At 72.4% G+C, this 23,724-nt stretch carries 22 protein-coding genes; 4 read left to right on the top strand and 18 right to left on the bottom strand.

Annotated features, from left to right (window positions below; translation table 11 throughout):
• Position 1 precedes the first annotated feature (1 nt).
• The 7 genes from BJ971_RS19815 to BJ971_RS19845 all read right to left on the bottom strand — a co-directional run bounded on the left by BJ971_RS19815 (position 2) and on the right by BJ971_RS19845 (position 6,028).
• Positions 2 to 277, bottom strand: a complete 276-nt coding sequence (locus BJ971_RS19815; protein ID WP_184994747.1) for a hypothetical protein — start codon at positions 275 to 277, stop codon at positions 2 to 4.
• 295 nt (positions 278 to 572) lie between these two features.
• Positions 573 to 974, bottom strand: a complete 402-nt coding sequence (locus BJ971_RS19820) for a DUF6232 family protein (protein ID WP_184994748.1) — start codon at positions 972 to 974, stop codon at positions 573 to 575.
• 48 nt (positions 975 to 1,022) lie between these two features.
• Positions 1,023 to 2,045: an ABC transporter ATP-binding protein gene (locus BJ971_RS19825; protein ID WP_184994749.1), complete on the bottom strand. Its 1,023-nt coding sequence runs from the start codon at positions 2,043 to 2,045 to the stop codon at positions 1,023 to 1,025.
• Positions 2,042 to 2,833 (bottom strand): ABC transporter permease, encoded by a 792-nt coding sequence (locus BJ971_RS19830; RefSeq protein ID WP_184994750.1) that lies wholly within the window; start codon positions 2,831 to 2,833, stop codon positions 2,042 to 2,044. The genes BJ971_RS19825 and BJ971_RS19830 overlap by 4 nt, the downstream gene beginning before the upstream one ends.
• The gene (locus BJ971_RS19835) at positions 2,821 to 3,711 is read right to left on the bottom strand and encodes an ABC transporter permease (RefSeq protein WP_184994751.1); all 891 of its coding nucleotides are present in this window, start codon (positions 3,709 to 3,711) and stop codon (positions 2,821 to 2,823) included. The genes BJ971_RS19830 and BJ971_RS19835 overlap by 13 nt, the downstream gene beginning before the upstream one ends.
• 2 nt (positions 3,712 to 3,713) lie before the next feature.
• Complete coding sequence (locus BJ971_RS19840) at positions 3,714 to 4,841, bottom strand: ABC transporter substrate-binding protein (RefSeq protein ID WP_239087249.1); 1,128 nt, start codon at positions 4,839 to 4,841, stop codon at positions 3,714 to 3,716.
• 92 nt (positions 4,842 to 4,933) lie between these two features.
• Positions 4,934 to 6,028, bottom strand: coding sequence for a serine hydrolase domain-containing protein (locus tag BJ971_RS19845; RefSeq protein ID WP_184994753.1), 1,095 nt, complete (start codon positions 6,026 to 6,028; stop codon positions 4,934 to 4,936).
• A 363-nt stretch (positions 6,029 to 6,391) separates the two neighbouring features.
• On the opposite strand from BJ971_RS19845, the gene BJ971_RS41425 reads away from it, so the two are divergent.
• Both BJ971_RS41425 and BJ971_RS19855 read left to right on the top strand, forming a co-directional pair.
• Entirely contained in the window at positions 6,392 to 7,957 is a 1,566-nt protein-coding gene (locus BJ971_RS41425) for a hypothetical protein (protein ID WP_239087250.1), read from the top strand.
• Between the two features lie 179 nt (positions 7,958 to 8,136).
• Positions 8,137 to 10,395, top strand: a complete 2,259-nt coding sequence (locus BJ971_RS19855; RefSeq protein WP_203709166.1) for an Orn/Lys/Arg family decarboxylase — start codon at positions 8,137 to 8,139, stop codon at positions 10,393 to 10,395.
• Positions 10,396 to 10,400: 5 nt separating this feature from the next.
• On the opposite strand, the gene BJ971_RS19860 is transcribed toward BJ971_RS19855, so the two are convergent.
• Positions 10,401 to 11,222: a hypothetical protein gene (locus BJ971_RS19860; protein ID WP_184994754.1), complete on the bottom strand. Its 822-nt coding sequence runs from the start codon at positions 11,220 to 11,222 to the stop codon at positions 10,401 to 10,403.
• Between the two features lie 134 nt (positions 11,223 to 11,356).
• Positions 11,357 to 13,588: a putative bifunctional diguanylate cyclase/phosphodiesterase gene (locus BJ971_RS19865; RefSeq protein WP_184994755.1), complete on the bottom strand. Its 2,232-nt coding sequence runs from the start codon at positions 13,586 to 13,588 to the stop codon at positions 11,357 to 11,359.
• A gap of 169 nt (positions 13,589 to 13,757) precedes the next feature.
• Between BJ971_RS19865 and BJ971_RS19870 the strand changes: the two genes are divergently transcribed.
• A complete protein-coding gene (locus BJ971_RS19870) occupies positions 13,758 to 14,756 on the top strand; it encodes a winged helix-turn-helix domain-containing protein (RefSeq protein WP_184994756.1) in 999 nt (332 codons plus the stop codon).
• Here BJ971_RS19870 and paaE read toward each other — a convergent pair.
• From paaE to paaN, 9 genes are all read right to left on the bottom strand, one after another.
• Positions 14,740 to 15,798, bottom strand: a complete 1,059-nt coding sequence (gene paaE, locus BJ971_RS19875) for a 1,2-phenylacetyl-CoA epoxidase subunit PaaE (RefSeq protein WP_184994757.1) — start codon at positions 15,796 to 15,798, stop codon at positions 14,740 to 14,742. The genes BJ971_RS19870 and paaE overlap by 17 nt on opposite strands.
• Position 15,799: 1 nt before the next feature.
• Complete coding sequence (gene paaD, locus BJ971_RS19880) at positions 15,800 to 16,291, bottom strand: 1,2-phenylacetyl-CoA epoxidase subunit PaaD (RefSeq protein WP_203709167.1); 492 nt, start codon at positions 16,289 to 16,291, stop codon at positions 15,800 to 15,802.
• Positions 16,285 to 17,013 (bottom strand): 1,2-phenylacetyl-CoA epoxidase subunit PaaC, encoded by a 729-nt coding sequence (gene paaC, locus BJ971_RS19885; RefSeq protein ID WP_239087257.1) that lies wholly within the window; start codon positions 17,011 to 17,013, stop codon positions 16,285 to 16,287. The genes paaD and paaC overlap by 7 nt, the downstream gene beginning before the upstream one ends.
• A 160-nt stretch (positions 17,014 to 17,173) precedes the next feature.
• Positions 17,174 to 17,470 carry a 1,2-phenylacetyl-CoA epoxidase subunit PaaB gene (gene paaB, locus BJ971_RS19890; protein ID WP_184994760.1) on the bottom strand — a complete coding sequence of 99 codons (297 nt, stop codon included), beginning with the start codon at positions 17,468 to 17,470 and terminating at the stop codon, positions 17,174 to 17,176.
• 73 nt (positions 17,471 to 17,543) lie between these two features.
• Positions 17,544 to 18,470, bottom strand: coding sequence for a 1,2-phenylacetyl-CoA epoxidase subunit PaaA (gene paaA / locus BJ971_RS19895; protein WP_184994761.1), 927 nt, complete (start codon positions 18,468 to 18,470; stop codon positions 17,544 to 17,546).
• Entirely contained in the window at positions 18,467 to 19,327 is an 861-nt protein-coding gene (locus tag BJ971_RS19900) for a 3-hydroxyacyl-CoA dehydrogenase family protein (RefSeq protein WP_184994762.1), read from the bottom strand. The genes paaA and BJ971_RS19900 overlap by 4 nt, the downstream gene beginning before the upstream one ends.
• Entirely contained in the window at positions 19,324 to 20,064 is a 741-nt protein-coding gene (locus BJ971_RS19905) for an enoyl-CoA hydratase/isomerase family protein (protein ID WP_184994763.1), read from the bottom strand. The genes BJ971_RS19900 and BJ971_RS19905 overlap by 4 nt, the downstream gene beginning before the upstream one ends.
• A complete protein-coding gene (locus tag BJ971_RS19910) occupies positions 20,064 to 21,278 on the bottom strand; it encodes a thiolase family protein (protein ID WP_184994764.1) in 1,215 nt (404 codons plus the stop codon). Before BJ971_RS19910 ends, BJ971_RS19905 begins: the two co-directional genes overlap by 1 nt.
• On the bottom strand, positions 21,271 to 22,959 hold the full coding sequence (gene paaN / locus BJ971_RS19915) for a phenylacetic acid degradation protein PaaN (RefSeq protein WP_184994765.1): 1,689 nt from the start codon (positions 22,957 to 22,959) through the stop codon (positions 21,271 to 21,273). Before paaN ends, BJ971_RS19910 begins: the two co-directional genes overlap by 8 nt.
• An 83-nt stretch (positions 22,960 to 23,042) precedes the next feature.
• Here paaN and BJ971_RS19920 point away from each other — a divergent pair, with 83 nt between their 5' ends.
• Positions 23,043 to 23,711, top strand: a complete 669-nt coding sequence (locus BJ971_RS19920; protein ID WP_184994766.1) for a TetR/AcrR family transcriptional regulator — start codon at positions 23,043 to 23,045, stop codon at positions 23,709 to 23,711.
• Positions 23,712 to 23,724 lie beyond the last annotated feature (13 nt).

The raw sequence follows: 23,724 nt of genomic DNA on the forward strand, positions 1-23,724 counted from the left end.
CTCAGCCGCGCTTGGCTGCCTTGAGGAGCTTCTCGGCGAGCTTCTTGTCGGTCAGGGTGACCCTGGAACCGCCGGAGAACACGTCGAACGTGCCCTTCTTCGCGTCGCGCAGCGACAGCACCAGCGGCTCGCTGTCGTTCGAGCCGCCCTTCTCACCGGCGACGCTCAGCCCGGCCACGCCTGCGGCGGAGACGCCGACGCCGACGGTGGCGGCGATAAGGACCCGACGGCGCGTGAGGCGACTGAACGCCCGTGTGCCGGAGTGGACACGACTCATGCTCGGCCTTTCGTCAAACGCCCCGGCGGTCTCCCGCCGGTCGCGCGTTTCGGGGGTATTGCCCGGGACAAACGTCGTCGACAGCCATCAGTACGAAGCCGCCACCGCAGTAGTTCAAAGCAATTTCCCAGAAAAGATTCCGTACCGGTTCCGAGGCGTGTTTTCGCAGCTCAGATCCCGGATGACCGGTTCGCGCACGAAGATCAATCCGAGTGACGACACGATCACGCGTCGCATTCGGACCGGGATTTTCGCAGGCCTGCGACGGGCGCGCGCGGCCGGCGACCGAAATCGGTCAGCGCCCCAGGCGGGCGTCCTCCATGGCCCGGCGCAGCGCCCGGGTCACCTGGTTGAAGACCCGGGGATCCACCGAGCTGTAGAGGGTGACTTCGTCGCCGCGGTACGCCGCCCTCAGCATCCAGCGGCGGGTGCGCGGCGGCCAGACGAGGATCGCCAGCGCGGCGATCAGCGCGCCGACGCCGGCGTACCAGCGGCCCGGCAGCGCGAGCTGCACCCAGACCCCGCCGGCGACGGCCAGCAGCAGGGCGGCGATGACCCGGCCGAGGCGGCTCGCCTCCTGCTCGACCCGGCCGACGTCGCGCAGGTCCACGAGCACGAAGGTGCGCACCGGACCGGACTGCCAGATGAACAGCTCCTCGGTGACGGCCGCGTCGGGGCCGCGGTAATAGGTGCGCACATGTCAGTAGAGCAAGCAGCGCAACGTGATCGCCATCCTACTGAGCGTTCAGGTCTCGAGCGCTACGGGCACCGGCCGCAGGTCGACCCGGACCGGCGTGTGGACGGTCAGTCCCGCGAGCCGCTCGCCGGTCACCTGGGCGACCACGAGGGTCTCCCCCACGGCGACGGTGACCCGGCTGGTCGGGCCGAGGAACGTCGTGGACACCACGCGCCCGGTGCCGTCGGCGTCCGGCACGACGTCGACCGATTCCGGGCGTACCAGGGCGGTGACCTCCGGCCCGCCCGACGCGGGCCGGACCAGCGGCAGGCGCGTGCCCAGCACCGAGACCGCGTCGCCGTCGAGGCGGCCCGGCAGCCGGTTACTGAGGCCCACGAAGTCCGCCACGAACGCGTTCGCCGGGCGCAGGTACACCTCGGCCGGCCCGGCCAGCTGTTCGAGGCGGCCCGCGCGCATCACGCCGACCCGGTCCGCGATCGCGAGGGCCTCCTCCTGGTCGTGGGTGACGAACAGGGTGGTGGTGCCGACCTCGGTCTGAATCCGCCGGATCTCGTCGCGCAGCTGCACCCGGACCTTGGCGTCCAGGGCGGACAGCGGCTCGTCGAGCAGCAGCACCTGCGGCTCGATGGCGAGTGCCCGGGCCAGCGCGACCCGCTGCTGCTGCCCGCCGGAGAGCTGATGCGGGTAGCGGGCCGCGTGCGCGGAGATGCCGACCAGGTCGAGCATCCGCGCGGCCCGGTCGCCGGACGCGCGGCGGCGCAGCTTGAGGCCGAACTGGACGTTCTCCAGCGCGGTCAGGTGCGGAAAGAGGCTGTACGCCTGGAACACCATGCCCATGTCGCGGCGGTTGGCCGGCAGGCCGCCGATGTCGCGGCCGCCGACCAGGATCCGGCCGCCGTCGGCGTCCTCGAGCCCGGCCAGGATGCGCAGCGCGGTGGTCTTGCCGCAGCCGGACGGGCCGAGCAGGGCGACGAGCTCGCCGGGCTCGATCTTCAGCGAGAACCCGTCGAGGGCGTGCACGGCGCCGAAACTGCGGCGCAGGCCATCGAGGTGTACCGCGACGCCGTTCATCGCCGTGCCCTTCTACTTTCGCCGAACAGGGACAGGAGCAGGAGCAGGACGAACGCGAGAATTAGCGCGGCGAGCGACACCGCGACGCTCATCGTGGCGCTGCTCTTGGCGAGCAGATTGATCGCGACCTGCAGGTTGGTGCGGTTCAGCAGCGACGCGATGGTGAACTCGCCGAGCACCAGCGCCACGGTCAGGAACGCCGCGGAGAGCACCGCCGAGCGGATGTTCGGCAGCACCACCCGCACCATCACGGTCGTCCAGCCCGCGCCGAGGCCGCGGGCGGCCTCGGCGAGCGTGCGGACGTCGATCGCGGACAGCCCGGCGTCGATCGCCCGATAGGCATAGGGCAGAACCAATATCGTGTACGCGAAGGTCAGCGTCAGCGACGAGCCGCCGATCAGGTAGTTGACCCAGGCGTACACCGGGGCGAGCCCGACCACCAGCACGATCGCCGGGATGGTCAGCGGCAGCAGGCAGAGGAACTCGACGAGCGGCCGCATGCCGGGCAGGCGCAGCCGGACCCAGATCGCGGTCGGCACCAGCAGCACCAGCATCAGCAGCGTGGTGAGCGCCGCCAGGCCCAGCGACGCGAGGATGCCCTCGGCCAGGTCCGGATAGGTCGCGGCCAGGCGCGGCCAGTCGGCCAGCAGCGACCACGTCCCGCCGTCGCGGGTGCTGAACTCCAGCATCGCGACGAGCGGCAGCAGGAAGAAGACGCCCGCCACGCTCAGCACGGCCCAGCGGAACACGCGTTGCCGGCGTGCCCGGCGCGCCCTCAGCCCAGCCATCGCGCGGTCCGCCGTTGCAGCAGGGTGTAGCCGGTCATCACCACGGCGACCACGACGACCATGCCGAGCGCCATCGCCTTGCCCAGGTTCTGCTGGCCGAGGACGACCTCGCTGGTCAGGGCGCCGCGGATCTGCAGCGGCACGATCGGGTTGCCCTGGCTGACCAGGGCGGCCGCCGTCGCGTACGCGGAGAAGGCGTTGGCGAAGAGCAGCAGCGCCGAACCGAGGAACGCGGGTGCGAGCAGCGGCCCGGCGACCCGGGTCCAGTACTGCCAGGTGGAGCCGCCGAGGCTCTCGGTCGCCTCGCGCCACTGCGGGCGGATGCCGTCCAGCGCGGGCAGGAAGACGATGACCATCAGCGGCACCTGGAAGTAGGTGTACACCAGCGCGAGCCCCGGCAGCTCGAAGAGCCAGACGCCGCCGGCGTACAGGTCGATGCCGAGGTGGTCGCGCAGGAAGACGGTGACGAAGCCGGAGAGGCCGATCGTCGCGATGAAGGCGAACGCCAGGGTGACGCCGCCGAACTGGGCCAGCACACCGGAGGCGGCGGTGACGACGCGCCGCAGCGGCCCGCCGGGGCGCGCCGTGACCAGGGCGTAGGCGAGCACGGCGCCGAGGACCGCGCCGATCGCGGCGGTGACCGCGGACAGCGCGACGCTGCGGGCGAACGCGTCCAGGATGTACCCCTCGCCGAGCGCCGCGACGTTCGACCAGGTGAAGCCGCCGTCGCCGGCGAACGCGCCGACCACGACGACGAGCGTGGGGATGATGAGGAAGACCGCGACGTAGGCGAGGAACGGGACGGTGCCGAGCAGGCTGCCCGCCCGGACCCGCGGCTTGGCGGCCGGCGGGTCCGGGCGGTCGGAGACGGTGGCCATTCTCAGCCGATGGCCTTCGCCCAGTTCGCCGCCAGGTACTCCTTGGCCTTGGTGGTCTGCGCCTCGGTCTGGAAGACCGGGGTGCCGTCCACCTTCGGCAGCGCCGCGAACGCGGCCGCGTCGATGGTGCCCGCCTTCTGCATCGCGTCGGCGCGCACGGGCCGGGCGCCGCCCTTGAGCCAGAGGTTCTGGCCCTCGTCGGAGTAGAGGAACTCCTGCCAGAGCCGGGCCGCCGCGGGGTGCGGCGCGTCCTTGCTGACCGCCTGCACGTAGAAGGAGCCGAGCACCGCGTTGGCGGGCACCAGGGTCTTCCAGTCCAGCTTGCCCTTGAGCTTGGTGCCCTGCGCGACGTTGAGGTAGTCCCAGTCGATGACGACCGGCGTCTGGCCGGACTCGACCGTCGCCGGCGTCGGGTCGACCGGCAGGAAGTTGCCCGCCTTCTTCAGCTTGGCGAAGAAGTCCACGCCGGGTGCGATGTCGTCGGCCGAGCCGCCGCTGCCCAGGGAGGCCATCATGACGCCCGCGAACGCGGCGCCGGCCTGTGTCGGGTCGCCGTTGAGCGCGACCTTGCCCTTGTACTCGGGCTTGAGCAGGTCGGCGACGCCCGACGGCGCTGGCACCTTGCCGGCGTCGTAGCCGATCGACATGTAGCCGCCGTAGTCGTTGGTCCAGGTACCGTTCGCGTCCTTGAGCGCGTCCGGGATCTCGGCCCAGGTCGCCGTCTTGTACGGGGCGAACTTGGCGACGTTGGCGGTCGCCACCGCGCTGCCGAGGTCGAACACGTCGGGCGCCTTGTCCTGGCCCTTGAGCTGGTCGGCGGCGTTGATCTCGTCCTGGCTGGAGGCGTCCGGCTGCGCCGAGTTGACCTTGATGCCGTACTTGGTGCCGAAGGCCTTGATGATCTCGCCGTAGTTCGCCCAGTCCGGCGGCAGGGCGATGACGTTGAGCTCGCCCTCCTTCTTGGCGGCCGCGACCAGCGCGTCCATGCCGCCCAGGTCGGCGGCGCTGGTCGCCGTCGCGGCGGCGGTGCCGGAGCCGGCGCTCTCCTTCTCGGGCGGCGAGCAGGCCGCGGTTCCGGCGAAAGTCGTGACCGCCACCAGGGCCGCGGCGGTGCGGGCAAGGGTACGCACTTGATCCTCCATCCATCGGTGCCGACAGGGACGGCACCGCGTTGCCGATCTTGGGGGTGCCGGGTGGATCTCCGGCGGGCGGCGGGCGAAGATCAGCCGTCGGCTGCCTGAATGACAGCCGCCGCGAGCTGGTCGTTCTCCGCCGCCCCGCCGGGTGGGGCGAACCGGTCCCGGGTGTAGCCGTACGCGACGCCGCTGCGCGGGTCGGCGAAGCCGAGCGAACCGGCCGCGCCGGAGTGTCCGAGCGCGGCCGGGCCGAGGAAGGGATAGATCGTGGTCAGGGCCTCGAAGCCGAGGCCGAAGCGGTTGCCGGTGGCACCGGTCAGCAGGTCCCGTGCGGGCCCGCCTGCGGTGCCGAACTCCGTGATCGTCCGCGGATGCAGAAGTGGCGCGATTCCGTCCACACCCGACAGTGCCGCAGCATACAGCCGGGCGACGCCCCGCGCGCTAGCCACTCCGCCCGCCGAGGCCTGGCCGAGGCGGCGCACCGTCCGGCTGTTCGCGAACGCGACGAGGTCGGTCGGCGGGTCGGCGTGCCGGTTGAGCGCGATGCCGGCCAGGCTCGCGGGGTCCGGCGGCGGCTCCCGCACGACGGCCGGCCGGATCGGGCGGTACCGCGGCTCGAGGCACTCGGGCAGCCCGAGGTACAGGTCGACGCCGTACGGCGCGCGGACGCGCTGCTCGTAGGTCTGCTGGAGCGAGCGCCCGGTGACCCGCCGGACGATCTCGCCGGCGAGCGCGCCGATGACCAGCACGTGATAGCCGTAGCCCGCGCCGCGGGTCCAGTACGGGCGCTGCTTGGCGAGCCGCTCGGCGATGATCCGGTCGTCCGCGACCTCGCGCGGCCCGAATCCGCCGTCCACCCCGATCAGCCCGGCCCGGTGCTGTAGCAGCTCCCGCACTGTGACATCGCTGGTGAACTGCGGCCAGTAGTGCCGCACCGAGCGGGCGACGCCGACGAGGCCGTCCTGCACCAGCAGCGCGAGGACCAGGTGTGCGGCGCCCATGGTGACGGCGAAGACCGCGGTCAGCGCGTCGCCGTCGTGGGTGTACAGGTCGACGACCGGGCGGCCGTGCCGGTAGACCGCGAGCTGGGCCGCGACATCGCCGGGCCGGGCGGCCTCGGCGGCGAAGACCTCGCGGACCTTCTCGTAGCCGGGTGCGACCGTGCCGTGCACGAGGGACATGGGGCATGCCTCCTTTCCGGCGTTTCCATCCTGGCGCAATCGCCGGTCCGCGGCGAGGTCGCGACCGTTAGGACGGTGTCCTCATCGCTCACTCCCGGTACGCTCGTGACACCCGTGCGCATCCACCGGCCTCCACCGTTCGTACTAGTGGGACATCGGCCGAACGGTGGAGGTCCAGGGTTCGGAATGCGATGCATATTTTTGCATTAATTCGCGCCTAAGAATTCCTCAAGTTTTCGGCCTTAATTGGCGTTCGGCCGACCCTGCTCCTAACGTCTGGTTGCCACCGCGGATGGGGACGGGAAATGGCCTCCTCTGCTGGCAACCAGCCGCCGAAATGGTTCGAAGAAGAGGTACCCACCCATGCGAAGGCCGACCTACCGTCGGGCCGGCACACGCCGGGGCCCGGACCGCAGGATCATCGCCGCGGTCGCCGCGCTCGTCGCGTTCGGCGGGGTGATCACGGTCACCCAGATCTCCAACGCCGACGAGAGCAAGACCGCCGCCTGCCAGGCCCCCGCCGCCACCACGGCCCCGCCGTCGGGCCAGAAGGCCGCGAGCGACCCCAAGGTCGGCACCTACACCGACAAGGACGGCGACGTCCAGCACAAGGGCGACGGCCAGCTCGCGAAGGGTGAGCAGGCGCCCAAGCCCGAGGCCGTCGAGGTCTGCAAGACCGGCAACACCACGGCCAAGCAGGTCAACGGCCTGACGATCCTGGCCAACAGCTGCGAGGACAGCGACCTGACGCCGCACGACGGCTTCCAGAACGGCAACCGCTGCGTCTCCACCGAGTTCGGTGAGGTCGGCGCGCAGGAGAACAACCCGACGCTGCTGATCACCGAGTTCCCGGAGACGGTGCGCGCGAACACGCCGTTCACCCTCAAGGTCAGTACCCGCAACCTGATCCGGGACCGCTTCCTCGCGGCCGGCCAGGGCGGCTACTACGTGGAGAGCTCGGTCCTCCAGGACGGCCTCGTCCGTGGCCACTTCCACACCGCCTGCCGGATGCTGTCCAGCACCACCGAGGCCGTCGACCCGGCGCCGGTGCCGGCGTTCTTCGTCGCGACCGAGGACCGCAAGGGCAGCCGGACGCCGGACACCGTGACGATCCAGGTGCCGGGGCTGCCGCAGGAGGGCATCGCACAGTGCGCGTCCTGGGCCGGCGACGGCTCGCACCGCATCCCGATGATGCAGCGCGCCAACCAGACCCCGGCGCTGGACGCGGTCCGCGTCAAGGTCGAGGGCGGCCGGGTCGAGGAGCCCGAGGACCCGCCGGCCACCACCCCGCCCGCGGACAACGGCGGCAACAACGGTGGTAACAACGGCGGCGGTAACAACGGCAACAACGGCGGCGGCGACAACGGCAACAACGGTGGTGGCAACAACGGTGGTGGCAACAACGGCGGTGGCGACGACGGCAACGACGACGGTGACGACGGCGAGGAGCCGAACCCCGGCGACACGGCCGGCACCGCGACGCCGAAGACCGGCACCGACGGCACGCCGCCCAAGACCGGCACCGTGACCATCCCGCCGAAGACCACCGCGGCCTCGCCGAAGACCACCACCGCGGCGCCGAAGCCCGCCAAGACCACCAAGCCGGCGACCGGGGACGACGAGTCCAACGGCTCGGGCGACGAGGACGAGGGCGACGAACCGGCGCGCAACGCGGCCGGCAACACCGCCGAGCCCGAGCCGACCGAGACCGAGGAACCCGCCGCCGAGGCCGTGAACAGCGACGACGGCGCGCCGGACGCCGGCCAGGACGACGTGGTGAACAACGACGTGCAGGCCGAGAACAACTCGAGGCTGGCACTCACCGGCGCCAACTCGATGACCATCATCCTCGGCGGCGCGCTGCTGGTGCTCTGCGGTCTGGTGCTCATCGGCGCGACCCGGCGCCGCCGGAACGCCGCCCGCGACTGACCGTCCGAACCCGGAGATCGGGCAGCCACCCTCCGGTGGCTGCCCGTTTTCGTCACTGGTGAATGTCACTCGGCTCGGGGACCACGCGGGGTTCCCGGTGTGGATCGCTCCCGTCCTGGCTAGGTTCACGGCGAAGCACATGCCCCGCTGCGCCAGCTACCGCCGAGAGGGCGTTCACCTTGTCGTTCCCGGTCACGATCGTCACGCCCGCGGAAGGCCCCGCCGGGGCGCAACAGCCACTGGAGCTCCTCGAAGCCGCCCTGATCCGGGCCGGACTGGAGCTCGGGCGGTTCGGCGACGACGGGCGGGGCACCGAGCGGCTGGGCACGCTGGCACACGTCGCCCGGTCGAGCTCGGCCGTCCTCTACACGCTCCAGCTCACCGTCCGCCGGTCGCACGACCGGCCCGAGGAACCCTCCGACGTGGCCGCCGTCCGCGCGGCGGCCGAGTTCGTGCAGGCCGTCCGCGCACACAATGACCGGGTCCCGATCCTGCTGTTCGGCGAGCAGCTGACGGCGCGGCGGATTCCGCAGTCGGTGCTCTCCCGGATCGACGGCGTCATCAACGCCTACGAGGACACACCCGACTTCCTGGCCCGCAAGATCCAGCGGGAGGTCAGCCACTATCTCGGCCAGTTGGCACCGCCGTTCTTCGCGGCGCTGATGCGCTACGCCAACGACGGCGCCTACTCCTGGCACTGCCCCGGCCACTCCGGCGGCACCGCGTTCCTGAAGAGCCCCATCGGCACCCTGTTCCACGGGTTCTTCGGCGAGAACCTGCTGCGCGCCGACGTGTGCAACGCCGTCGAGGAACTGGGGCAGTTGCTCGATCACAGCGGACCCATCGCCGACAGCGAACGCCTCGCCGCCAGGACGTTCCGCGCCGACCACCTCTACTTCGTCACCAACGGCACCTCCACCTCCAACAAGATCGTGTGGAACTCGCTGGTCGGGCCGGGCGACATCGTCGCGGTGGACCGCAACTGCCACAAGTCGGTCCTGCACGCCATCGTGCTCACCGGAGCCGTACCGATCTATCTGATGCCGACCCGCAACAGGGCCGGCACCATCGGGCCCATCCCCCGCAGCGAATTCACCGCCGCCGCGCTCCAGGCCAAGATCGACGCCAGCCCGCTGGTCACCGACAAGAGCAAACGGATCCGCCTGCTGGCCCTGACCCAGTCCACCTACGACGGCATCATCTACCGCGCCGACGAGCTGAGGAGAAGCCTCGACGGCGTCGTCGACGCCCTCCACTTCGACGAGGCCTGGCTGCCGCACGCCGGCTTCCACAAGCTGTACGAGGGGATGCACGGTGTCGCCAACGACCGCGACCGCACCGACCGGACCGTGATCTACTCCACCCAGTCCACCCACAAGCTCCTCGCCGGCCTGTCCCAGGCGTCCCAGATCCTCGTACAGGACACCACCGGTGGCCACTTCGACAGCCGGGTCCTGGCTCAGGCGTACCGCATGCACACCTCGACCAGCCCGCAGTACGCCATCATCGCCAGCTGCGACGTCTCCGCCGAGATGATGGCCGGCAGACGCGGCCATGCCCTGGTCGAGGAGAGCATCACCGAGGCGATGGAGTTCCGCCGCACCATCATCCGCGTCGGCGAGGAGCGCGACGACTGGTGGTTCGGCGTCTGGGGGCCGGACACCCCGCCCCGGACCGGGCTGCCCGAACGCTCCGAGTGGGAGCTGACCGCCGACGCGCCATGGCACGGCTTCGACCAGGTCGACGACGGTTTCACAATGCTCGACCCGATCAAGGTCACCCTCACGATGCCGGGCCTCACCGTGCACGGCGAGTTCAGCGAACCCGGCTCACCGAGCATCCCGGGCGTGGTGCTGGCGCGCTATCTCGCCGAGCACGGCGTCGTGGTGGAGAAGACCGGCCTGTACTCGCTGCTCGTGCTCTTCACCATCGGAATCACCAAGGGCCGCTGGAACTCCCTGGTCGCCGAGCTGCACCGCTTCAAGAGCGCCTACGACGGCAACGCCGAGATCGAACGGCTCATGCCGGCCTTCGCCGCCGCGTACCCCGGTTACGCCAGGCTCGGACTGCGGGACCTCTGCGACGCCCTGCATGTCACCTACCGCGACGCCGACCTCGCCGAGCTGACCACGACGATCTACACCGAGCCGGTCGAGCAGGTGACGCTCCCGGCCGACGCGTGGACCGCCATGGCCGCCGGGCACGTCGAACACGTGCCGCTGGAGAAGCTGGCCGGCCGGACGACCGCGGTGCTGCTCACCCCGTACCCGCCGGGGATTCCGCTGCTGGTCCCCGGCGAGCGGATCGGCGAGACGATCGTGCGCTTCCTCCGGCACGAACAGGTCCTGGCCCAGCGCTGGCCGGGTTTCACCGGCATCACCCACGGCGTCGCCGACGACGGCGATCACCGTACGGTCGCCTGCCTGCTCGACTCGTAGCCGGGTCAGGGGCGCCGGTTGCGGCGCCGCTCGAAGCCCGGCATGTCGATGTGCGGGTCGAGGCCGTCGCCGGAGGACACCTGGGCGGCCAGGCGCTGGGTGATGCGGCGGGCACCGGGCCGGCGGCGGCCGTTGGCGTCCGGAACCTCGGGCTGGCTGAGCAGCTCGGCCTGGTCGCCCATCGAGCGGGCGATCTCCTTGAACGGGATGTACAGGGCGCGGTTGGCCGGCGAGCCGAGGTACTCGAAGGGCGCGGAGCCGGCCATCGCGACGAACCGGACGCCGAGCATGTCCAGGTTGCGGAAGGCGGCCGAGTCGAGCATGCAGACGACGTGCCGGACGTCCCAGCGGTGGCCGGCGTTGATGAACATGCGGTAGAGCATGCTGCTGACGGTCAGGCCGTTGCGGTCGGCGCGGTAACGGGGAAGGACCGCGAGCGTGGCGTAGTCCCAGATCTTTCCGCCGTCGTGCATGCCGTGCGCGTCGACGATCTTGGACAACGGCACACCGATCAGGTCGGGCGCGTCGTCCAGGGTCTTGCCGCCACCCTCGATCGCCCGTGCGGCGCCCGCCGGCAGCCCGGTCTCCCGGTCGAGGACCAGGAAGAAGTAGCTCTGTTCCTCGTACGGGGTGTACTCGGCGAGCATCGCGGCCTCGTCCAGCCCGAACGACTCCTCGAACACGATCCGCTCGACGGTCCGCGCGACGTCGGCCAGCGGGTCGTGGGTGGCGAGGGCCAGGGCGACGAAACGGTTCTCCGACGCGTGTGCGCTGAGCGCCTTGGCGCAGAGCCGGCTGAGGGTCGCGTCGTCGAGGGCGTAGGACATCTGAAGAACTCCTTAGCGGTGCCAGCCAGGGGGATGAGCTGGGCGCACCGGGCATAACGGGGGAATTTAGCTTGTGCAGCATTAGCCATGAATCCCGTTATGTCAAGATATTCACAAACCCTCAGCCTGCGGCCTCAGGCGGAGGTCGTCGCCCCGACCCGGTTCGCCGTGCCGGTGCCGCGGGCCAGCAGGCCGGTCACCGAGGCCGCGTCACCCGGGCGGCCGAAGAGGTAGCCCTGGCCCTGGTCGCAGCCGATCTCGCGGAGCATCGCCCACTGCCCGTCGGTCTCGATGCCCTCCGCCACGGTCTGCAACCGCAGCGCCTGGCCCAGGTTCACCACCGCGTCGATCAGCGCCACGTCCTCGGCGTCGGTGTCGACCTGCTCCACGAACGTACGGTCGATCTTGATGATGTCGACCGGGAGCTGCTTGAGGTAGTTGAGCGACGAGTAGCCGGTGCCGAAGTCGTCGATCGCCAGCCGGACACCGAGCCCGCGCAGCGCGCCCAGCGTCTCGATCGCACCGTCGATGTCCACCATCAGCATCGACTCGGTGATCTCCAGGGTCAGCGAGCCCGCCGGGATGCCCGCGTCGCGCAGCGCCGCGGCGACGTCGTCGACCAGGCCGGCGTACTGGAACTGGCGCGCCGACAGGTTGACGTTCATCACCAGCCCGGCCGCGTCCGGCGTCTCGCGGCGCCAGCGCGCGAGCTGCTCGCAGGCCTCCCGCAGCACCCACCGGCCGAGCGGCACGATCAGGCCGTTGGCCTCCGCGTTCGCGATGAACTGGTTCGGGCTGAGCAGCCCGTCCTCGGGGTGGTGCCACCGGACGAGCGCCTCGACGCCGGTCACCCGCTCCGTCTCCATGTCCACGACGGGCTGGTACAGGACGATGAACTGCTTCTGCTCCAGGCCGCGCTCCATGTCGACGCGCTGCTGCGCCTCCTCCAGCACCGAGCGCGACATCGACGGGCTGAAGAGCTCGTAGGCGTTGCGCCCGCCGCGCTTGGCCGCGTACATGGCGAGGTCGGCGTTGCGCAGCAGCTGCTCGGCGGGCATGTCGCCGCCGGCGACGCCGATGCTCAGCGAGCAGCTCACGTCGCGGCTGTCCAGGCGTACCTGCTCCCGGCCGGCGGCCAGCAGCCGCTCCGCGAGGGCGGCCGCGCCGTCGAGGTCGAGGTCCTCGACCAGGATGGCGAACTCGTCGCCGCCGAGCCGGGCCAGGGTGTCGCCGGGTCGCATCTCGGCGCGCAGCCGCCCGGCGAGGGTGGATAGCAGCTTGTCGCCGGCGCTGTGCCCGAGGTTGTCGTTCACCAGCTTGAAGTCGTCGAGGTCGATGAGCAGCACGGTGACCCTGCCGTCGGAGCGACGGCGGGCGACGGCCTGCTCGAGCCGGTCGCGGAACAGCGCCCGGTTCGGCAGCCCGGTCAGCGAGTCGGTGAACGCCTGCTTGCTGAGCTCGTCCTCGAGCTCCTTGCGGCGGCCGATGTCCCGCAGGCTGATCACGGCGGCGCGCAGGGCCGGATCGTCGACCCGGTTCGTGCCGATGACGTCGAGGTGCATCCAGGTGCCATCCGGGCGGCGCAGCCGGGCCTCGGTGCGGCTGGTCTCGCCCGGCGTGCGCCAGAGGCCGGCCAGCCACTCGCGCAGGCTCTCCAGCTCCTCCGGGTGGGTCAGGGTCGACGCGGCGGTACCGCTGAGCTGGTCGGTGCGCAGGCCGAGGATCCGCTGCGCGGACGGGCTGGCGTAGCGGACCACGCCCTCGGCGTCGATCGCGAAGACCGCGTCCGAGGCGGCCTCGAGCAGCATCTCGGTGCGGTGCTCGGCGGCCTTGCGCCGGGTGTCCAGCTGGCGCCGGTTGTGCGCGTGCATCGAGTTCAGCGCCACCAGGCAGGACATGATCGCCGCCAGCGAGACGACCGAGACGGCGCTGGTGCTGGTCACCGCCGGCAGCAGGGCCAGGAAGCCGGCCAGCGACAGCCCACCGAGGGCCACCACGACCCGGGGCCCGTACAGCGACGCGGCGGCCACCAGGATCAGCGCGACGCCCGGCAGGTAGATGATCAGTCCGTCGTCGTCGATGTACGAGAACAGGAACAGCAGCGGCAGCACCACGAACCACCAGGTGAGCAGCCAGTTGCGGAACCGCAGGTTGCGCATCATCCGGGCCCAGGGCAGGAACACCGCGCCGACCTGGCCGAGGATCGCGCAGACCACCAGCGGGATCAGCCAGCGTGCGCCGGGCCCCCAGGCGACGGCCACCCGTACGCAGCCGAGCAGGGACACGCCGGCGGCGATAGCGGATCCGATCCGGATCTGGCGAGCCCAGTACTCCGCGGTGTGGTCGTCGAATTCCGCACTTTGCACGAGCGGAGCCATCGGCAGGCCGGCGGCGATTGTGAGGACTTCGGTCCGGGCCCCGCGGGCGTGCCCCCGTTCTCCGCGCCCGCACCCCGGGGCCCGAACCGGTGCCTGGCATGACCGTACGGTCGGGAACCCGATCGCCCGAACCGTTCGACCGTGCTCGAATGTTCGGATGATCCGGCTCGAGTTCGCACCGGCAGACCTCGCCGGCGTCCGGTTCGCGCACTCACCCATGGCGGAGGTGGTGGCCAGCGGCGTCGCGCTCACCGCGCCGGACCGGTACTGGATGTACGCGGCGTGGCGGGCACAGGTCGCCCCCGTGGTGGCGGCGTCGCGGCTGACCACGTTCGCGGCGGTCATGGCGCGGCCGAACCGCTGGGTCCCGGACTTCCTGACGCCGGTGCCGACGATGGCCCGGCCGCTGCTGCGCGACGAACTGGCACAGGTGGCGGCGACGCCGCTGGACCAGGTGGCGTACGAGGTGGCCTACGCCTGGCGTGGCGTGACCGCGGTGCCGCCGGAGGCCGCCCGGTTCGGCACCGATCCGGCGGGCGCGCTGGCCGTGCTGGTGCACGAGATCCGGCGGTACTTCGCCGTGGCGCTGGCGCCGTACTGGGCGCGGCTGCGCGCGGCGGCGGAGGCGGAGATCGCCCACCGGGGTCGGGCGGCCATCGAGCACGGGCCGGGTGCCCTGGTGCGGGACCTGCACCCCACTGTGACCTGGAACGCCTCGGCGCTGTCCATCGGGCAGGGCGGCGACGTCGCCGACGTCGGACTGGACGGCAACGGGCTGACGCTGCTGCCGTCCGGCTTCGCCGGCCCGAAGGTGCTCACGGTCATGGAGCCGGCCCGGGGACGGGCGCTGTGGTACCCGCCGCGGGGGCACGGCGCGCTGTGGGAGTCGCCCGCCCGGGCGGAGCCGACGGCGGCGCTCGCGGCGCTGCTGGGGCCCACCCGGGCGGCGGTGCTGACGCTGCTGGACGTGCCGCACAGCACCGGCGAGGTGGCCTCGGCGCTGGGGCTGGCCGCGGCGACGGCGTCGCACCACCTGACGACGCTGCGGGACGCGGGCCTGGTGGCCGGCTCCCGGACCGGACGCCGCCTGCGCTACCTGCGCACCGGCCTGGGCGAACAGCTCGGCGGCGCGACCGTCGTCAGTCGTCGAAGCTGACCACTACCTTGGCCGTGGTCGGCGTCGACTGGCAGGTGAGCACGAAGCCCGCGGCCACCTCGGCCGGCTCCAGCGCGAAGTTGCGCCGCATCTCCACCTCGCCGTCGACGACGCGGGCCCGGCAGGTGCCGCACACCCCGCCCTTGCAGGCGAACGGCAGGTCCGGGCGGGACCGCTGCGCGCCCTCCAGGACGGTGTCGCCCTCCGGCACGGTGACCGTGGTCGAGCGGCCGTCGAGCACGACGGTGACCTCGCTGCTCGGCCCCCGGGGTCCGGCCTCCTCGCGTACCGGCTCCGGCGGGGCCTCGTCCACCCAGAAGAGCTCGCGGTGGATGCGGGCCGGCTCGACGCCGAACTCGCCGAGCACCTCGGTGGCGTCGGTGACCATGCCGAACGGGCCGCACAGCCACCAGTGTTCGACCCCGTGCACGTCGATGAGCAGCGGCAGCAGGGTCCGCAGCTTGGCCGCGTCGAGGCGCCCGGTCAGCAGCTCCACCTCGCGCGCCTCGCGGGAGAGCAGGTGCACCAGTTCGAGCCGGGACGGGTGGGTGTCCTTGAGGTCGGCGAGCTCCTCGGCGAACATGACCGTGTCGGCGCGGCGGTTGCCGTACAGGATGCTGACCTGGGTGTCCGGCCGGCGCAGCAGCGACGCCGCGATCGAGATCACCGGGGTGATGCCCGAGCCGGCGGCGATCAGGACGTGCCGGCCGGCCGCGTCCAGGTCCGGGGTGAACGTGCCGCTCGGCGGCGCGACCTCGACCTCGTCGCCGGGGCGCAGGCCGTGTACCAGCCACGACGACACGAGGCCGCCCGGCACCTCGCGCACGCCGATGCGGGGGCGTTCCCCGGCCGGCGCGCAGATCGAGTAGCTGCGGCGCTCGTCGGCGCCGTCACCGGCGCGGCGGATCGTCAGCGACTGGCCGGGCCGGAACGCGTACGTGCCGGTGAGCTCCGCGGGCACCTCGAACGTGACGGCGACCGCGTCGTCGCAGAGCCGAACGACCTCGGCGACCCGCAGCGGATGGAAGTCCCGCACCACCACGTCAGATCTCCTTCACGTGTTCGAACGGCTCGCCGCAGGCGGTGCACCGGCGCAGCGCCCGGCAGGCCGTGGCGCTGAAGGCGGTGATCTCCTCGGTCTCGGCGTGCCCGCACTGCGGGCAGGCGATCGCGCGCCGGCTGGGGCCGAGCGTGAGCGGCACCGGCCCGGCGGCCCGGCGAGGCGCGGGGCCCGGCGGCGAGATCCCGGCCGCGGCGAGCTTGTCGCGGCCCGCCGGGGTGATCCAGTCGGTGGTCCACGCCGGGCTCAGCACGGTGCGCACCTCGACCCGCGGGTAGCCGGCGTCGCGCAGCGCGCCGGTGAGGTCGTCCTCGATGGTCCGCATGGCGGGGCAGCCCGAGTACGTCGGGGTGATCGTGACGACGACGCCGTCGCCGGACTCGTCGACGGCGCGCAGGATCCCGAGGTCGGCGAGGGTGAGCATGGGCAGCTCCGGGTCGGTGACCCGGGCCGCGACGGCCGCCGCGGTCACCACACACCTCCCGGCACCGACCGGGCCAGGCCCTGGAGCTCGGCGAGGATCCCGGCCAGCGCCGGGGTGTGCACGCCGTCGCGGCCGCCCGGGCCGTCGTCGTCCGGCACGCCGGACGGCGATCGCAGGTTCGCGGCCGCGATGACCTGCGCCCAGACGCCGTCGAACTCCGCGCGCAGCGTCGCCGGGTCGACGGCCGTCCCGGCCGCCACCAGGCGCGCCTCGGTGGGGTGGGTCCGGAACAGCTCGCCGGCCAGCGGCAGCACCGCGTCGGCCGCGGCCTGCATCCGGGCGTGGGACAGCTCGGTGCCGTCGCCGAGCCGGACCACCCAGCGGGCCGCGTAGTCGCGGTGGTAGGTGACCTCCTTGACGCCCTTCGCGCCGATCGCCGCCAGCACCGGGTCGCCCGCGGCGGTCAGGGCGTCGAGCAGCGCGAGCCGCCAGGTCGCGAACACCAGCAGCCGGGCGACCAGGTGCGCGAAGTCGGCGTCCTCCCGCTCCACCAGCCGGACGTTGCGGAAGTCCGCCGCGTCCCGCAGGTAGGCGAGGGCGTCCTCGTCGCGGCCGGCGTCCTCGACCTCGGCGGCGCGGGTCAGCAGCAGGCGCGCCTGGCCGAGCAGGTCCAGCGCGATGTTCGCGATCGCCAGCTCGTCCTCGAGCTCGGGCGCGCGGGTCACCCACTGCTGGAGCCGGTGCGACATTATCAGCGCGTCGTCGCCGAGCATGAGGCAGTACGCGGCCAGGTCGCCGCGGTCGACCCCGGCGGGCACCGCGGTGTCCACGCCCGCGAGCGGGTCGGCGAAACCGGTGCCGTACGCCCACCGGGCGTCGTCGTCGTGGTCGGTGAGCGCCTCGTAGGCCTCGTCGAAGGACATGTGTCTCGCCTCAGATGTGCGGTACGGAGTCGGGGATCGAGTAGTACGTCGGGTGCCGGTAGACCTTGTCCCCGCTCGGTGAGAAGAACGCGTCCTTCTCACCCGGGCTCGACGCCGCCACGTCGTCGGAGCGCACCACCCAGATGCTCACGCCCTCGTTGCGCCGCGTGTAGAGGTCGCGGGCGTGGTGCAGGGCCATCTGGTGGTCGGCGGCGCGCAGCGAGCCGACGTGCACGTGGTTCAGACCGCGCTTGGCCCGGACGAAGACCTCGAACAACGGCCACTCGTGCTTGATCTCTTCGGTCATGCCGTCACCTCCGCTTCGCTCCGGCGCCGACATGAGTCAGACACTGAGCTGAATGATTCGCTCGCAAGCTCGCTCATGGTGCTGCTACCTCCTGGTGGCGGGCGGCGTGTGCCGCGGCCGCCTCGCGGACCCAGGCGCCGTCGGAGTCGGCGCGGCGCCGGTTCTCGATGCGCAGGGCGTTGCACGGGCCGTCGCCCGAGATGACCCGCTGGAGCTCGGACCAGTCGATGGCGCCGAAGTCCCAGTGCCCGCGCTCGTCGTTCCAGCTCAGGTCCGGGTCCGGCAGGGTGACGCCCAGCGCCTCGGCCTGCGGCACGCTCATGTCGACGTAGCGCTGCCGCAGCTCGTCGTTGGTGTGCCGCTTGATCTTCCAGGCCATTGACTGCGCCGAGTTCGGCGACTGGTCGTCGGGCGGCCCGAACATCATCAACGAGGGCCACCACCAGCGGTTCACGGCGTCCTGCACCATGTCGCGCTGCGCCTGGGTGCCGCCCATCATGGTCATCAGCAGCTCGTAGCCCTGCCGCTGGTGGAAGGACTCCTCCTTGCAGATCCGGATCATCGCCCGGGCGTACGGGCCGAAGGAGCTGCGGCACAGCGGCACCTGGTTGCAGATCGCGGCGCCGTCGACCAGCCAGCCGATGACGCCGACGTCGGCGAAGGACAGGGTCGGGTAGTTGAAGATCGACGAGTACTTCTGCCGGCCCTCGATGAGCCGGCGGGTCAGGTCGCCGCGGTCGGCGCCGAGGGTCTCGGCCGCCGAGTACAGGTAGAGCCCGTGCCCGGCCTCGTCCTGCACCTTGGCGAGCAGGATCGCCTTGCGCCGCAGCGACGGCGCACGGGTGATCCACTCGCCCTCGGGCTGCATGCCGATGATCTCCGAGTGCGCGTGCTGCGCGATCTGGCGGATCATCGTCTTGCGGTAGCCGTCCGGCATCCAGTCGCGCGGCTCGACCCGCTGGTCCTTCGCGATGGTCTCCGCGAAAACAGCCTCGGTCATCGGTTCACCTCCCAGGTGTGGAAGCCCTGTCCGGTCTTGCGGCCCAGCTCTCCACGGGCCACCTTGTCACGCAGAAGTTGCGGCGGCGCGAACCGCTCGCCGAGCTCGCGGTGCAGGTGCTCGGCGATCGCGAGCCGCACGTCGAGGCCGACGAGGTCGGTGGAGCGCAGCGGGCCCATCGGGTGCCGGTAGCCGAGCTCCATCGCCCGGTCGATCGACTCCGCGTCGGCGACGCCCTCCTCGAGCATCCGGATGGCCTCGAGGCCGAGCAGGACGCCGAGGCGGCTGGTGGCGAAGCCGGGCGAGTCGCGTACCAGAATGGCGGTCTTGCCGAGGCCGAGCGCCCAGGCATGGGCGGCGTCGCGGACCGCCTCGGCGGTCTGCGGCCCGACCACGATCTCGACGAGGTCGCTGGCCGGCACCGGGTTGAAGAAGTGCATGCCGACCAGGGCCGCCGGGCGGCGCAGGCCCTCGGCGAGGCCCGCGATCGACAGCGAGCTGGTGTTGGTGGCGAGCACGGTGTGCTCGCCGGCGACCGCCTCGGCGGCGGCCAGCACGCGGATCTTGAGCGCCGGGTCCTCGGGCACCGCCTCGACGATCAGGTCGGCGGCCGGCAGGTCCGCGACCTCGCCGGCGAGGCCGACGCGGTCCAGGACCTGCGCGGCGTCCCCGGTGAGCTTGCCACGCTCGGCGGCGCGGCGCAGGCTGGTGCCGACCCGCTCCAGGGCGGCGACGCCCGCGGCCGGGTCCCGCTCGACGATGGTCACCGAGGCGCCGGCGGCGGCGAAGACCTGGGCGATGCCCGCGCCCATCCGCCCGCCGCCGATGACGCCGACGATCTTCGGCACGGCGGTCATGACCGTTCTCCGGACAGGAAGGCGTCCATGCGGGTGTGCTTCTCCTGGGTCTCGAAGAGGATCGCCTGTGCGAGATCGTCGGTGACCGGGTGGCCGCCGGGCGCGTCGGTGACCAGCTTGGTCAGCCGCAGCGCCAGCGCTCCGGAGCGCGCCATCCGGTCGAGCAGCGCGTGCGCCCGCTTGAGCAGGTCGTCGGCGGGCACGATCTCGGCGACCAGGCCGAGCCGCCAGGCGTCCTCGGCGGCGAGACGCCGGCCGGCGAGCAGAACCTGCTTGGCCACCGAGGCGCCTACGAGGTCGCGCAGCCGCCACGTGGCGCCGGCCGCGGCGAGGATGCCCAGGCCCGGTTCGGGGTTGCCGAACGTCGCGGCCGGCGACGCCAGCCGGATGTCGCACGCGTACGCCAGCTCGGCGCCCCCGCCGAGCGCGTAGCCGTCGACCGCGGCCACCGTCGGCATCGGCAGCCGGGCGATGCGGTCGAACAGGCGGCTGTTGATGCCCCGCAGCGCCTGGTCGCGGCCGCGGGCCCGCAGCTCGGCGATGTCGGCGCCGGCGGCGAACACGCCGCCGGCGCCGGTGAGCAGCAGCAGCCTCGGGTTGTCCTCCAGGCCGGCGCAGACGTCGTGCAGCTCGCTGATCATCGCGGCGTTGATGGCGTTGCGGGCCTGCGGCCGGTGCAGCGTCACCACCACGCGGTCGTCGAGTTCTTCCACCGCGATGGTGGCGGGCGAGCTCATCAGGCGCGCTCCAGGAGCATGGCGACGCCCTGGCCGACGCCGACGCAGAGCGTGGCGAGGCCGCGGCGGGCCTCCTCGCGCTCCATCCGGCCGAGCAGGGTGACGGTCAGGCGTGCGCCGGAGCAGCCCAGCGGGTGGCCCAGCGCGATGGCGCCGCCGTCTGCGTTGACCAGGTCCTCGTCCAGCTTCAGCCGCCGGATGACCGCCAGGGACTGCACCGCGAAGGCCTCGTTGAGCTCGACCGCGGAGACGTCGCCGACGGCCCAGCCGGCCCGTGCGAGGGCCTTCTCGGTGGCGGGCACCGGGCCGAGGCCCATGATCTGCGGCGGCACGCCGGCGCTCGCGGACGTGACGATGCGGGCGCGCGGTGTCAGGCCGTAGCGCTTGACCGCCGCCTCGCTCGCCACCACCACGGCGGCGGCGCCGTCGGAGAGCGGCGACGACGACGCGGCGGTGACCACGCCACCGGCGCGGAAGACCGGGCGCAGCGTGCCCAGCTTGTCGAGGCTGCCGCCGCGGCGCGGGATCTCGTCGGTGGTGAACCGGCCGTCCTTGACCGGAACACCGACGATCTCGGCGTCGAAGCGGCCGGCGTCGATCGCCGCGACGGCCCGCTCGTGGCTGCGCAGCGCGAACGCGTCGCTGTCCGCGCGGGTGATGCCGTCGAGGGAGGCGACCTCCTCGGCCGTCTCCCCCATCGCCAGGGTGACCCGGCGGTCCTCGGGGCCGGTGCCGGCGCCGCGGTCGTGTGCCGCGAACGCCGGGTTGGTGAAGCGCCAGCCCAGCGACGAGTCCACGACCTCGCCGGGGCGCGCCCACGGCGTGCCGGGCTTGGCCATGACCCACGGCGCGCGGGTCATGGACTCGACGCCGCCGGCCACGATCACGTCGGCCTCGCCGCTGCGTACCGCCTGTGCGGCCGAGACGATCGCGGTCAGGCCGCTGGCGCAGAGCCGGTTGACGGTGTAGCCGGGCACGACGTCGGGCAGGCCCGCGAGCAGCACGGCCATCCGCGCCACGTTGCGGTTGTCCTCGCCGGCCTGGTTCGCCGCGCCGAGGATCACCTCGTCGACGGCCTCGCCGGGCACGCCGCCGCGGCTGACGGCCGCGGCGACGACGAGCCCGGCCAGGTCGTCGGGGCGCACGCCGGCGAGCGCGCCGCCGTACTTACCCTGCGGGGTGCGGACGCCGCCGACCAGGTAGGCCTCAGGCATCGGCCTGCTCCGCGACGTGGTGGCGCGACTGGAGCGTGAAGAAGCGGCCGGTGACGAAGTGCGAGTCGCTCAGCGACGCGGTCGCGGCGGGGTTCGCCGGGGTGCCGTGCAGGTCGCTGAACGCGGCGGTCTGGTTGACGAACACGCCGCCGGTGAGGTTCTGCGACAGGTGCACGCCGGCCTCGAGCGCGGCCTCGCGGGCCGCCTCGAGCACCTCCGGCGAGGTCGAGTAGACCGACGCGGACAGCGCGCCGTGGTCCCGGACGGTCTCGGTGAACAGCTCGAGGCTGTGCCGGGTGGAGCCGGTGGCGATGACGAACGAGATCGGCCCGAACCACTCGCGGGTGTAGGTCTTCTCGTCGGCGGCGTCGACGCGCAGCACGACCGGCGTCCGGATGGTGGCGCTCGGGAACCCCTCGTCGGTCACGGTCGCGGAGGCGTGGATGACACCGGGCGCGCCGCCGGCCTCGGTCAGCCGGGCCAGCACGCCGTCGTTGACGATCGCGCCGAGGGTGCCGGCCGCCCGCTTGGGGTCGCCGAGCAGCTTGTCCAGCGCGGTCGCCAGGTCGGCGCCGAACTCCTCGACGCTGCGGTGGCCCGCGTCCGTCTCGATGCCGCCGGACGGCACGAGCAGGTTCTGCGGGGTGGTGCACATCTGGCCGCTGTAGAGCGAGAGGGAGAAGGCCAGGTTGCGCAGCAACCCCTTGTAGTCGTCGGTGGAGTCGACGATGACGGTGTTGAGGCCGGACTTCTCGGTGTAGACGACCGCCTGGCGTGCGTTGGCCTCCAGCCAGTTGCCGAACTCGCTGGAGCCGGTGAAGTCGACGATGCGCACGTCGCGGTGGGTGGCCAGGGTCGCGGCGATGCCCTCGCCGGGCTCCTCGACCGCGAGGGTCACCAGGTTGGCGTCCTGGCCGGCCTCGGCGAGCACCTCGCGGGCGATCTGCACGGTGATGGCCAGCGGCAGGACCGCGCCCGGGTGCGGCTTGACGATCACGGCGTTGCCGGTGACCAGGCTCGCGAACAGGCCGGGGTAGCCGTTCCAGGTCGGGAACGTGTTGCAGCCGATCACGAGCGCGACGCCGCGGCCGACGACGGTGCTGGTCTTGGCCAGGCGCAGCGGGTCGGTGCCGCGCTGCGGCTTGCCCCAGACCGCGGTGGCCGGGATGCGGGTCGACTCGGCGAGCGCGACCGCGACGGCCTCCAGGCCGCGGTCCTGCGCGTGCGCGCCGCCGGCCTGGAAGGCCATGACGAACGCCTGGCCGGTGGTGTGCTGCACGGCGTGCGCCAGCTCGAAGATGCGGCCGTTGATCCGCCGCAGGATCTCGGCGGCCACGCCGGCCCGCCCCTGCGGGCCGACGGCGCGCCAGGCCGGCATGGCGGCGCGGGCGGCGGCGACGAGCGCGGCCGGGTCGCCCTTGGGATAACGGATGCCGAGGGCGATCCCGTACGGCGAGCGCTCGGTCGCCGCGGTGCCGGTCGCGCCGGGCACCTCGATCGGGAAGTCCGTGCCGAGCAGCGCCTGGAACGCCCGCTCGCCGGCGGGGGCGGCGTCCTCGCCGTACACGGATTTGCTGGGCGACTCGGGGTATGCCGACCAGTATTCGCGCGTGGCTGCCGCCTCGATCGCCTTGTCGAGCAGCTCGCGGTGCGTCTCGTAGTACTCGGCGGGGGTTGTCATCGGCGCTCCTGTGCGGTTGGCTGTACCTCATATTTACCGTCCGATCGGTCGGTAATCAAGCCCGGGCGGTGACCGGAGGGAAGATGACGCTTGAGAACGGTGTGCGCACCGCCGCGCACGAGGTGCCCGGCGTGGCCCCGGTCGACGCCGGCGACGCACCCCGGCGCGGCCGCCCCCGGCGCGGCCGCCCCGGCCACGACCTCGGCGCGGTCCTCGCCGCCGCGGTGCGGCTGTTCAACGAGCGCGGCTACGAGGCGACGAGCATGGACGACGTCGCCAAGCGCCTCGGCATCACCAAGTCGAGCCTCTATCACCACGTCGCCGGCAAGCAGGAGCTGCTGCGGATCGCGGTCGACCACGCGCTGGACGGCCTCGACGACGCGATCGCCGGCGTCGAGGCGGACGCGCCCGCCATCGACCGCCTCGAGGCGCTCATCCGCGGCAGCGTGCTCGTGCTCGCCGAACGCCTGGAGTACGTGACACTGCTGCTGCGCGTACGCGGGAACACCGCGGTGGAGCAGCAGGCCCTGCTGCGCCGCCGGGTCTTCGACGCCGAGGTCACCAGGCTCGTCGAGCTCGCGCAGGCCGAGGGCGCCATCCGCCGCGACGTGGACGCGGCCACCGCCGCCCGCCTGCTGTTCGGCATGGTCAACTCGCTGATCGAGTGGTACCGCCCGCGGCGCGGCGGCGCGGACGAACTCGCCGACGCCGTCACCATCGTCGCCTTCGACGGCCTGCGCACGCGGCGATGACCTCCGGTTAGGA

The organism is Amorphoplanes digitatis (assembly GCF_014205335.1).
GTDB classification, from domain to species: Bacteria; Actinomycetota; Actinomycetes; order Mycobacteriales; family Micromonosporaceae; genus Actinoplanes; species Actinoplanes digitatus.